Raw genomic sequence first — 12,273 nt, 5'->3', positions numbered from 1 at the left:
GAATAATTTGGTTTCGTAAACCAATAATTCTTCTTGCATTAACAATTGAAAAATTGGGATCCTGTTTTAAAATCCTATTCATTGCCTCTCCGATAATTTCTAAATTGCGTTCAATACCTCTTTTTAATAATTGATTTTTAGAATAATTAAAAAAAGATTTCTCTTCGTTTGACAAGAAAAGATCTATTTCTTCAATTGATAATTTTATATCGTATAAAGACTTCAATATTTTCTCATCCATATATTAATTGTTTTTCTCGATCAACAACTTTTCTAAATATTGGATTTTTAATTGCCTGATTTTCCACCAAATCAATTGGTCTATTAAAAAGCAATTCCGCTTTCTCCTTAAAATCCATATAATTATCAAAATAAATAGCCAAATCCATAGTGTCAAATTGGACAAGCATGTCAATATCACTGTCGGTTTTGAAATTTTTGGTAAGAATAGAACCAAAGAAATACAATTGTTTCACGTGATGTAACACGCAAAGGTCATTCAATTTTTCTTTATTGTCGTCTATTAATTTCATAAACTAAATTTTAATAATTGTCGGTGGTTCTTCCAAAGAAACGATCGTCTTTGTCTGTTCTTCCGCTATCTTCCATTGGGAATTCTTTTCGCATAGGAAAAGAAATCATTTCATCCATATTTAAAATACGTTTCAATTGTGGATGACCAATGAAATTTATCCCATAAAAATCGTAGGCTTCTCTTTCCATCCAATTGGAACTCAAGAAAATATTTGATATCGATTTTATTTCTGGATTTTCACCGTTAATGTACGCTTTGATTCTAATTCTTTTATTCTCGTACCAATTGTGCAAATGATACACAACCGCAAATTGATGATCTTCATCATTGTCTGGATAATGAATCCCACACAAATCTGTTAGAAAATGAAAACGTAATGTCGAATCATTTTTCAAAAAAAGAATCACTGCAGTTATTTTATCCGCAGCGACTTCAAATGAAAATATATCTCTTTCTTGCTTGAATTCAAAAACAGAAGAATCAAATGTTTCTACTAATTTATCTTGAATTTGTATCGTTTCTAGCGCCATTATTTATTTGATATTATAAGAAGCTAATAGTTGTTGGTATTCTGGAGAACTTCTTCTTCTTACTGATTCTGTTCGCACCAACTCTTGCAATTTCATAACTCCGTCAACAATTTGTTCTGGTCTTGGCGGACATCCAGGAACGTAAACATCTACGGGAATTACTTTATCAATTCCTTGTAAAACCGAATACGTATCAAAAATTCCACCTGAAGAAGCACAAGCTCCAACAGCAATTACCCAACGAGGCTCTGACATTTGTTCGTAAACCTGACGTAATATAGGCGCCATTTTCTTTGAAATCGTACCCATTACCATCAACATATCCGCTTGACGAGGTGAAAAACTTACACGTTCTGAACCAAATCGTGCCAAATCGTAATGCGAAGCCATTGTTGCCATAAATTCAATTCCGCAACAAGAAGTTGCAAAAGGCAATGGCCACATAGAATTGGCACGAGCTAATCCTACAACATCATTTAATTTTGTTGCAAAAAAACCTTCACCAGTTACTCCTTCCGGAGCTTCTACAATATTTATATTTGAACTCATTTTTATTTTAGATTTTAGATTTTAGATTTTAGATTTTTGAAAAACCTTTAAAATAAAATCAAATTTTAATAAAATCTTTTTTAGAAATCTCGAGGCTTAAATTTAGATTATACTGAAATCTAAAATCTAAAATCTACACTCTGAAATCTAAAATTTCTAATCCCACTCAAGGGCCTTCTTTTTTATAATATAGAAAAAACCAACCAATAATAATGACATAAAAATCACCATTTTAACCATGCCTTCCATTCCTAATTCTTGAAAATTGATTGCCCAAGGATATAAAAATATTACCTCAACATCAAAAAGAACAAATAAAATAGCAACCAAAAAATATTTTACAGAGAAAGGAATACGAGCGTTTCCAATAGATTCGATACCACTTTCAAAATTTTTATCTTTATTTACAGATGATCTTTTTGGACCTAAAAAACTTGATCCAATTATAGTTAATACCACAAATCCTACAGCAAGTCCCATTTGCATAAATATTGGTAAATAATCTAATTGATTTGATTGCATTGTTTACAAATTAGTTTTTATCATTTACAAAGATACATTGCTGGAATTAAATCGCAACCAAAAATGGCAATTTCAACTAAAAAAAATCATATTATCTAGTTATTTTTAATGTTTCTAAATTACACAACTGCAAATGTTAAATTTTTCTTCGATTTTGATGAAAAACAGTGAATTAAAATCAATAAAAAACTCAAAACCCAAACAATTAGATTTATTTATGGAAATATTTAAAATAAACACAATATAGTCTAAAAAATTAACAAAAATGGCGCTAATTTTGATACGGTTTTAATGAAATTTTAACCATCTATTTACTCTTAATTTTTTAATCCAAATGAAAACGAAAAATTTTGTTTATTTGTTTATTGCAGTTCTTATTTTTCAAGCTTGTGGCAGAAAATCAGCCGCCGATTTTAATTCAGATTTTTCATTATTTAAGGGTATAATTTCAAACTTTACTGGAGGTATTGTCTCGGCGCAATCCGATATTCGAGTCGTGCTTGCTTTTGATAAAAAAGATTGGGTTAAAGACCAAGTTTTAGACAATGATTTATTTGATATTTCTCCAAGCGTAAATGGAAAAGTAGTGGCATTATCTAGTAATACTATTGCTTTTATTCCGGAAAAAAAACTAGATCCAGATACAGAATATCAAGTCACATTGAAAGTCGACAAAATCTTAACTACTGTCAAAAAAGAATTAGCGGATTTCAATTTTACTGTAAAAACGCTAAAACAAGATTTTCTTGTCACAACACAAGATATTCAATCGTATAGCAAAGATTATCAATACCTAAACTGTACACTAAAAACAGCTGATAACATCGATTTTGAAACAGCTCAAAAATTAGTAACTGCTGAACAAAGCGGAAAAAATATTGTTGTTAAATTCATAAAATCGACAAGTACCTCTACTGAATTCAAATTTATTATTGATAGTATTCAACGTTCAGATAATGATAGTAATCTCGAGATTTTATACGACGGAAATGATTTTGACATAGATCAAAAAGGTAAAATTGACTATACTATTATTGGAAAAGATAATTTCAAAGTAGTTAATGTTTCTATTCCAGAAGGCGACAATCAAACCTTGTTAATCAATTTTTCCGATGCTTTACAAAAAGGACAAGATTTTAAAGGATTGGTATCTATTCAAAATACAAAAAATTTAAAATTTAGCACACAAGGTAATTTATTGAAAGTGTTTTTTAATAATGAAATTGAAAAAACACCAGTAAAACCAGTCGTTACAGAAGCAATTGTTGAAGTTATCGATACTGCAGCTGTTGCTGTCGATTCGGTCGCTGTTGCAATTGACGAAGCTGTCGAATATGTAGAACCAATCGAAGAAACTACAACTCCAGATCAAGTACTATCTGGGAATGTTTTGGTGGAAGTTTTTCAAGGAATTGAAAGTGAGAATGGGTATAAAATGAAACAAAATTTCTCGACAACCGTTTCGTTCGACCAAATAAAACCAAATGTAAAGTTCACTAAAAACGGAACTATTCTGCCAAGTTCTAACAATTTAAAACTCAATTTTGAAGCCGTAAACTTAAGCGCTGTCGATGTTAAAGTATATAAAATATATAAAAACAATATTCTTCAGTTTTTGCAATATAATGATCTAAATGGCGCACAAAATCTAAAAAAAGTTGCACAACCTATTGCTAAAAGCACCATCAATTTAAAAGAAAATAAGTTGGTCAATTTTAGCGAATGGAACACTTTTGCGCTCGATTTATCAAAAATTATCACACCAGAACCTGGTGCTATATACCGTGTCGAATTTTCATTCAAAAAGAAATACTCTCTTTATAAATGTGACGGATCAACTGACGAAGAAGAAGCTACTGAAGAGGAAGAAACTGAAGAAAACGATGTGAATTATAGCGAAAACAGCTACGATGACTATTATTACGAGGATTATGATTGGAGAGAAAGCGAAGATGCTTGTTCGACATCGTACTTTTATAATACAACTATAGGAACCAATATTTTAGCTTCAGATTTAGGAGTTATCGCCAAACGTGGCGAAAACAAATCCTATTTATTTGCTGTCAATAATATTGTAACTACTGAACCAGTTTCGAATGCAAGAGTTGAATTATACAATTTTCAGCAGCAAAAACTAGCCACCGAAGCCACAAATAGCGAAGGAATTGCAAAATTTGAATTGGATAAATTTGCTTATTTTGCTATTGTTACTCAAGGAGACCAATCTACTTATGTGAAATTAGATGACGGAAATTCGCTTTCTGTTAGTAATTTCGATGTAGCTGGAGAAGCTTTACAAAAAGGCTTGAAAGGTTTTATATATGGAGAACGTGGTGTTTGGCGTCCTGGCGATAATTTGTATTTATCTTTTATTTTTAATGATGCCACCAATAAAATTCCAAATGCACATCCAATAAAATTCAGATTGTCTGATCCTAACGGAAAAATAACCTATCAAACGATTCAAAAATCGAACGAACTCAATCATTATAGTTTTATAGTTCCTACCGATGCCGATGCGACAACAGGAAGCTGGGAAGCAATGGTTAGTGTGGGTGGTGCTAAATTTTATAAAAACATCAAAATTGAAACCATCAAACTCAATCGTTTGAAAATTAAAAATATTTTCAAAAACGCAGTACTTTCTTCGTCTTATCCAAACACAAGTAATTTGCAAGTCAACTGGCTTCATGGCGCTGTTGCAAAAGATTTAAAGGTAGAAATGCAAGCCAAATTTTCGCAAGATGTTACTAGTTTCAAAGGATATTCCAACTATGATTTTGATGATGAAGTTCGTCAATTTAGCACCGAAGAAACTACTATTTTTTCAGGAAAAGTAGATGCAAACGGAAAAGCTTCCGTTACTATCGATCCTAAACTACAAGGTCAAGCACCAGGAATGTTGCGAGCTGCTTTTATGACCAAAGTGTATGAGGAAAGTGGGGATTTTAGTACAGATGTGATGGCAACAACCTATTCTCCTTACAAAACGTATGTAGGATTAAAATTGCCTGAACTAACAAAATACCAAATGCTAGAAACGAGAGTTAACAATCGTTTTGACGTGGTTGCTGTCGATGAAAATGGTCGCCCCAAATCGGTAAAAAACCTAGAAGTAAAAGTGTTTAAAGTAGAATGGCGTTGGTGGTGGGATTCATCAAACGATGACGTGTCCAATTACAATTCATCAAACGCAACTACTTCATACAAGACACTCAGAGTAAATACTGATGCTAGCGGAAAAGGTAATTTTAAATTTGCATTAACTGATGAAGAATGGGGACGTTATATGATTCGAGTTACGGATCCAACTGATGGTCATGCCACAGCACAAACTGTCAATATAGACTATCCTTACTGGTCAGGAAAAACAAGAAATACCGATGCTTCAACGGCTACTATGTTGGTTTTTTCTACCGATAAAAAGAATTATGCAGTAGGCGAAAAAGCACAAATATCTTTCCTTTCAAGTGAAGGCGGCCGTGCATTAATATCAATAGAAAACGGAGCAAAAGTAGTACAAACACTTTGGGCAAAAACCAAAAAAGGAGAAACTAAAGTCGAAGTTCCTATAACCGCTGCAATGGCGCCAAATGTGTATTTTAATATTACATTATTGCAACCACATGCCTCGACTAAAAACGATTCGCCAATAAGAATGTACGGCATTATTCCTGTCGAAGTGATTGACAAAAACACGATTTTAGAACCTAAAATTGTTATGCCTGATGTTTTGAAACCAGAGCAAACATTTAACGTAAAAGTGAGTGAAAAATCAGGAAAAGCAATGACTTATACCATTGCCGTTGTCGATGAAGGCTTGCTGGATTTAACCCGATTCAAAACACCAAATGCTTGGGACAGTTTCTATGTTCGTGAAGCTTTGGGTGTAAAAACTTGGGATATTTACGATGATGTAATTGGTGCTTATGGCGGAAAAGTAAACCAAATATTTAGTATTGGTGGTGATCAAGATTTAGGTGGCGGCAAAGCTAAAAAAGCAAACCGTTTTAAACCTGTTGTTATTTATTTGGGTCCATTTAAACTTGAAGCGGGCGATACCAAAACACACCAAATAAAATTACCAAAATACATCGGTTCAGTCAGAACAATGGTAGTCGCTGGCGATGCCAAAACAAGTGCTTATGGTGCTGTCGAAAAAGCAACCCCAGTTCGTAGTCCTTTAATGGCGTTGGCTTCGTTGCCACGAAAAATTTCGCCATCAGAAAAAGTGACGATTCCAGTAACGATTTTTGCTATGGAAAATCACGTGAAAAATGTTTCGGTACAAATAAAAACAAGTTCGGGTTTAAAAATCATTGGCAAAGCCATTCAAAATGTAACTTTTACTAGTCCTGATGAAAAAATGACGTATTTCAATCTTGAAGTTGGTGCTACTACGGGAATTGCAAAAGTACAAGTCATTGCTACTTCTGGAAAAGAAAGATCTACCTATGATGTCGAGATCGATATGACCAATCCAAATCCTGTAACCAATACTTTTACAGATATTATTTTAGAACCAAACAGTTCTAAATCTATTTCTTGGAAAACATTTGGTGTCGCTGGTAGCAATAAAGCAAGATTGGAGGTTTCGTCTATGCCGTCGATTAATTTCAATGGAAGATTGCAATATCTAATTCAGTATCCTCATGGTTGTGTCGAGCAAACCACTTCGTCTGTTTTCCCTCAATTGTATTTGAATGACATTGCTGATATTGATGCAAATCGCAAAGCATTAATTCAGAAAAATGTAACAGCAGGAATTACAAGATTAGGTGGTTTTCAATTGGCAAATGGTGGAATGTCGTATTGGCAAGGAGATACTTCTGCCGATGATTGGGGAAGTTCCTATGCGGGTCATTTCTTGCTTGAAGCCGAGAAAAAAGGGTATGTTTTACCTATAAATTTCAAACAAAAATGGATTGCTTATCAACAAAAAGAAGCTAAAAAATGGCGTTTTGAGGCTAAATATGGCAATGATTTTGCGCAAGCATATCGTTTGTACACCTTAGCATTAGCAGGTTCCCCTGACTTATCATCGATGAATAGATTGCGTGAAACTTCAGGAATTTCTAACGAGAGTAAACTGCGACTGGCTGCCGCTTATGTTCTAGCTGGACAAAAACAAGCAGGAATGGCATTGTTGTTAAAATCTAAAATAGATGAAGATTATAACAACAATTACAGCTATTACTATTATGGTTCTAATGATCGTAATCGTGCGATGGCATTAGAAACTTTAATCTTATTGGGTCAGAAACAAAAAGCATTTATCATGGCAAACAAACTGGCCAAACAAATGTCTGCCGACCAATGGATGAGTACCCAAACTACTGCTTATTGCTTGTATTCGATGTCTAAATTTGCGCAATTCAATGGTGGAAAAGGCATTAATATTCAGTTTAATGATGGCGGAAAAACTTTAGGAATTAATACCAATAAAACATTGGCAGAAAGAAGTTTGACTATTAAAAATGGAGCAAACGGAATCACAATTAAAAACAACAAAAACAATACATTATATGTTCGTGTTTTAAATTCTGGCATTTTGCCTGTGGGTCAAGAGCAGGTTGATCAAAATAATTTGAGTGCCAAAGTAGTTTTCAAAAACAGAAAAGGAAGTATTATCAATGTTTCGAAAATAAATCAAGGCACCGAGTTTATTGCAGAAGTTACGATTAAAAACTTAAAAAATGAACGAGTGAATAACGTGGCATTATCTCAAATTTTGCCTTCAGGTTTCGAAATTGTAAACACACGTTTTACTGATTTTGGTGACGCGACAAACAATATTGCTGACCATATTGACATTCGAGATGATAGAACCAATTTCTATTTTCCATTAGGACCTAGCGAAACAAAAACGTTTAGAGTTTTACTTAACGCTTCTTATTTAGGCACTTATTATTTGCCTGGATTGCAATGTGAAGCGATGTATGACAACACATTCCTAGCCAGAACTAAGGGTTTTTGGGTTGAAGTTGTAAAATAATAGTTTAAAAATATCCTAACAGGTTTTTTCAACCTGTTAGGTATTATAAAAAAGGTGTGATTTTCTAAAAATGAAACAAGATATTTAAATGAAACAAGATATTTTCGAAGCAGGAAATTATTACCACATTTATAACAGAGGAAACAATAAAGAAAACCTCTTCATTGAAGAAGAAAATTATTTTTATTTCTTGAAATTACTTGTAAAATATATCGTACCTATTGCAGATGTCTATTCTTATTGCTTACTTAAAAACCATTTTCATATATTAGTTAAGATTAAAAATCAAGAGAATTTTCCCGAAAAATACAAAACCAAAATTCATTTACCTTTTTCAAATTTATTCAACACCTATGCAAAAAGTATAAACAAAGCTTATAACAGAACTGGAAGTTTGTTTCAAGAACACCTAAAAAGGAACAGAGTTTTAGATGAGAATTATTTAAGACAATTAGTCGTTTATATTCATTTAAATCCCGTAAAGCATCGATTTTCTGACCAATTTGAAACTTATTTTCATTCCTCTTATCGCGCTTACTTATCTAATAAGGAAACTAATGTTGCTAAAGATTATATTCTAGAATTATTTGGAGGTTTAGAAAATTTTATATTTTATCATGATGAAAACAAAGTTAAATACGAAGGTATTTTGATTGAAATCAATGAATCTGATTTTGATTAAGTTTTTGCATATCCTAACAGTTCTTTTCGATATCATCTATTAAATTAATTTTATAAAAAATACCTAACAGGTCTGAAAAAGACCTATTAGGATAATAAAATAAATCTTGAAAACAAAACTCAAAGCGTTCTTACAACGCCTCATCAATACAATAAAACGAAATAAAATAAAATCATCAATCGTATTTCTACTTTTGATAGTTTATTATTTCTCATTACCCAGCACTTTATTTCAAGAACCTTATTCCACTGTAATTGAAAGTAAAGAAGGGGAGTTATTAGGTGCTAAAATTGCTCGCGATGGTCAGTGGCGATTTCCTACTCAAGACAGTGTTCCTTATAAATTTAAGAAATGCATAGTTTATTTTGAAGATGAATATTTCTATAAACATACCGGATTTAATCCTGTAGCGATGGTTAATGCTATTAAGCAAAACCAAAAAGCAGGTAAAGTAGTTCGCGGTGGAAGCACTTTAACACAACAAGTCATTCGTCTGTCTCGAAAAGGAAAAAACAGAACCTATTTCGAAAAAGTAATCGAAATCATACTTGCCACTCGTTTAGAATTGCGCCATTCTAAAGATAAAATCCTAGAATTATATGCTGCTCATGCTCCTTTTGGTGGTAATGTAGTAGGGTTAGAAATGGCTTCTTGGCGTTATTTTGGTGTACAATCGCATCAATTATCATGGGCAGAAAGTGCTACTTTGGCGGTTTTACCCAATGCGCCAAGTTTAATTTACCCTGGAAAAAACCAACAAAAACTGCTTAAAAAACGAAACAATCTTTTATTAAAATTAAAAACAGAAGGTATTATTGATACACAAACTTATGAATTGGCTATCGATGAACCTTTGCCACAAAAACCATACGATTTACCTCAAATTGCGCCGCATCTTTTGCAACGGGTAGCTAAAAACCAAGAAGGAACTCGATTGAAAACTACTGTTGACATTGCATTACAAAATCGTGTCAATCAAATAGCGAAATATTATTATAATCAGTACAAACAAAATGAGGTCAACAATTTGGCTATTATCGTTATTGATATTAAAACTAGAAATATAATTAGCTATGTTGGAAATTCTCCAACCGATTTGAATCATCAGAAAGATGTTGATATTATTGATGCACCTCGAAGTACTGGAAGTATTTTAAAACCTTTATTGTATGCTGCGATGCTCGATGAAGGCGAATTGTTACCCAACACCTTAGTTGCCGATATTCCGACTCAGATTTCAGGTTACACACCACAAAATTTCAATTTAACATTCGATGGCGCCGTTCCAGCACATCGAGCGTTGTCTCGTTCTTTGAATATTCCTTCGGTTTTGATGTTACAAGATTTTGGTGTCAATAAATTTTATGAAGAATTGAAACGATTCAAACTCAGAGACATTTCGAAATCGCCAGATCATTACGGATTATCACTCATTTTGGGTGGTGCCGAAAGTAATTTGTGGGATTTGTGCAGAACGTATGCAGGATTATCATCGACAGTAGAATATTTTAATAAGAACAACGGTAATTATAGAACCAAAGAATTTGTAGAATTAAATTACGATCATAATTTCACACCCGATTTTGGTTCGAATAGTAAACAGAAAACCATTTTGGGCGCAGGAGCCATTTGGCAGACTTACAATGCGATGGAAGAAGTAAACCGTCCAGAAGGTAATGAAGCTTGGAAATTTTATGACAGTTCACTAAAAATTGCATGGAAAACAGGAACAAGTTTTGGTAATCGGGATGCTTGGGCCATTGGTACAAATGCTAGATATGTAGTTGGTGTTTGGGTAGGGAATGCTTCGGGCGAAGGAAGACCAACATTGACTGGAGTTACCAGTGCTGCTCCAATTTTGTTTGATGTATTTAATTTGTTACCCAGACAAAAATGGTTCGAAACGCCTTTATTGGATTTGACAGAAGTAGAAGTTTGCAAAATCAGTGGTCATCTAGCACAAGAAGGTTGTCCGAAAATAAAACAATATATCCCGCTAAAAGGGAAAACAACATCTATTTGTCCGTATCACAAAACGGTACATTTAGATAAAACCGAAAAATACAGAGTAAACAGCAGCTGCGAGAATGTGGAGAATGTTGTGACCCAAAAATGGTTTGTATTGCCTCCTGTAATGGAATGGTATTACAAAAGCCAACACGTGGATTATTTGCCTTTGCCTCCTTTTAGAAGTGATTGTACAGGAATACTCACTGCTTCGATGGATTTTATTTACCCAAAAACCAATAGTAAAATATATTTGACTAAAAATTTTAATAGCGAAGTACAACCTGTAATCCTAAAAATAGCACATTCTAATCGGGAAACCGAAGTTTTCTGGTATGTAGATAACATGTATAAAGGTTCGACCAAAACGTTTCACGAAATGCCAATAACACCAACCGAAGGTTTTCATTATATCACCGTAATCGATGAAAGCGGTTATGAAATTAGAAAAAAAATTGAGATTGTGAGGGAGTAATTAAAAAAAAATAACAGCTAAAAATTAAAGAATTATATTTTGTACTATTGCATAAAACAAGTGAATTTAAAATGAATTACATTAGCGATATAAAAGATTTATTGTCAAAAAAATATTTTTTTTTAGAAAAAACATTTAAGGCAAATTTCATCAAAAGTTTTATTTCATCGGCATTTTTTGTAGTGTATTTATTTTTAATTGTTAATAATGAAACCATTCCATTACAATATATTTTGCCAGCTTATTTAGGTTTCGGAATCATTTTATATATTACATTTATAGGGTCATTTTATTATTTTCCAAAATATCTTTTTAAGGTTCTACACGATAATTTAAGTGTAAAAAAATACTTGTTTTGGCTAACAACAACTTTGTTTTTTGGTTATCTTTTCTCGTATATATACCATAGTTTTATTTACAATAATCAATTATCAATTAACGGTTTTTTGTCTTTTGTTTTAAAATTTGTTTCTTTAGTTTTTCCTCTAACATTAATAGTTTTACTGCTGGATTATATTTCTTCACTAAAGAATAAAATTTACGATATTGGAGCAATTAACAAGTCTATCGCAAAACATAACAAAGAAAATGTCTCTTTAGATACTAAAAATTTAGAACAATTTTATAATTTTCAAAGCGACAATAAATCCGAAAAATTAACACTTAAGGCAAACCAAATTTTATACGTAAATGGAGCCGATAATTATGTAGACGTTCATTTTCTTAATGATGAAAATAAATACGAACGAAAATTAATTAGAAGTAAAATTAAAACCATCGAAACAGATAAAGCGAATGTTTTTTTAACCAAAACACATCGCTCTTACTTATGCAATCTTAATTTAGTGGTTAAAGTTTCTAAAAATTCTGGCAATTATTATTTGCATTTTGATACTATTGAAAACAAAGTTCCAATCTCGGCAATGTTCGTAGAAGAAGTGCTAAACTCATTAGGGAGTGTGATTATCGCTAAATAAT

9 protein-coding genes are annotated in these 12,273 nt (G+C 32.4%); 4 read left to right on the top strand and 5 right to left on the bottom strand.

Going from position 1 to position 12,273, the window contains the following annotated elements; genetic code table 11:
- The 5 genes from ACH2BP_RS05335 to ACH2BP_RS05315 form a co-directional block, all read right to left on the bottom strand.
- Positions 1 to 241 (bottom strand): DUF86 domain-containing protein (locus ACH2BP_RS05335; RefSeq protein WP_395057744.1); only part of this gene is annotated, 241 nt, incomplete at its 3' end.
- A complete protein-coding gene (locus ACH2BP_RS05330) occupies positions 234 to 533 on the bottom strand; it encodes a nucleotidyltransferase family protein (protein ID WP_395057742.1) in 300 nt (99 codons plus the stop codon). The genes ACH2BP_RS05335 and ACH2BP_RS05330, both read right to left, overlap by 8 nt.
- 10 nt (positions 534 to 543) lie before the next feature.
- Complete coding sequence (locus ACH2BP_RS05325; protein WP_309757419.1) at positions 544 to 1,065, bottom strand: NADH-quinone oxidoreductase subunit C; 522 nt, start codon at positions 1,063 to 1,065, stop codon at positions 544 to 546.
- 3 nt (positions 1,066 to 1,068) lie between these two features.
- Complete coding sequence (locus ACH2BP_RS05320) at positions 1,069 to 1,614, bottom strand: NADH-quinone oxidoreductase subunit B (RefSeq protein WP_395057740.1); 546 nt, start codon at positions 1,612 to 1,614, stop codon at positions 1,069 to 1,071.
- 156 nt (positions 1,615 to 1,770) lie between these two features.
- A complete protein-coding gene (locus tag ACH2BP_RS05315; RefSeq protein ID WP_394758997.1) occupies positions 1,771 to 2,136 on the bottom strand; it encodes an NADH-quinone oxidoreductase subunit A in 366 nt (121 codons plus the stop codon).
- 334 nt (positions 2,137 to 2,470) lie between these two features.
- Between ACH2BP_RS05315 and ACH2BP_RS05310 the strand changes: the two genes are divergently transcribed.
- The 4 genes from ACH2BP_RS05310 to ACH2BP_RS05295 all read left to right on the top strand — a co-directional run bounded on the left by ACH2BP_RS05310 (position 2,471) and on the right by ACH2BP_RS05295 (position 12,272).
- The gene (locus tag ACH2BP_RS05310; protein ID WP_395057738.1) at positions 2,471 to 8,131 is read left to right on the top strand and encodes an alpha-2-macroglobulin; all 5,661 of its coding nucleotides are present in this window, start codon (positions 2,471 to 2,473) and stop codon (positions 8,129 to 8,131) included.
- Between the two features lie 88 nt (positions 8,132 to 8,219).
- Entirely contained in the window at positions 8,220 to 8,813 is a 594-nt protein-coding gene (locus ACH2BP_RS05305; RefSeq protein ID WP_395057736.1) for a transposase, read from the top strand.
- 106 nt (positions 8,814 to 8,919) lie between these two features.
- Entirely contained in the window at positions 8,920 to 11,295 is a 2,376-nt protein-coding gene (gene pbpC / locus ACH2BP_RS05300) for a penicillin-binding protein 1C (protein WP_395057734.1), read from the top strand.
- A gap of 71 nt (positions 11,296 to 11,366) precedes the next feature.
- Positions 11,367 to 12,272, top strand: a complete 906-nt coding sequence (locus ACH2BP_RS05295) for a LytTR family transcriptional regulator DNA-binding domain-containing protein (RefSeq protein ID WP_395057732.1) — start codon at positions 11,367 to 11,369, stop codon at positions 12,270 to 12,272.
- The last annotated feature ends 1 nt before the right edge of the window (position 12,273 follow it).

The sequence above is a fragment of the Flavobacterium sp. genome (assembly GCF_043756175.1).
Lineage (GTDB): Bacteria > Bacteroidota > Bacteroidia > Flavobacteriales > Flavobacteriaceae > Flavobacterium.
Note: the sequence above shows the minus strand (reverse complement) of the source record. Positions and strands in the feature narration are given on the sequence as shown.

Coding starts and splice junctions, on each gene's coding strand:
- ACH2BP_RS05320 (WP_395057740.1), bottom strand. CDS start 1,614: ATGAGTTCAAATATAAATATTGTAGAAGCTCCGGAAGGAGTAACTGGT.
- ACH2BP_RS05310 (WP_395057738.1), top strand. CDS start 2,471: ATGAAAACGAAAAATTTTGTTTATTTGTTTATTGCAGTTCTTATTTTT.
- ACH2BP_RS05315 (WP_394758997.1), bottom strand. CDS start 2,136: ATGCAATCAAATCAATTAGATTATTTACCAATATTTATGCAAATGGGA.
- ACH2BP_RS05305 (WP_395057736.1), top strand. CDS start 8,220: ATGAAACAAGATATTTTCGAAGCAGGAAATTATTACCACATTTATAAC.
- ACH2BP_RS05295 (WP_395057732.1), top strand. CDS start 11,367: ATGAATTACATTAGCGATATAAAAGATTTATTGTCAAAAAAATATTTT.
- ACH2BP_RS05325 (WP_309757419.1), bottom strand. CDS start 1,065: ATGGCGCTAGAAACGATACAAATTCAAGATAAATTAGTAGAAACATTT.
- ACH2BP_RS05330 (WP_395057742.1), bottom strand. CDS start 533: ATGAAATTAATAGACGACAATAAAGAAAAATTGAATGACCTTTGCGTG.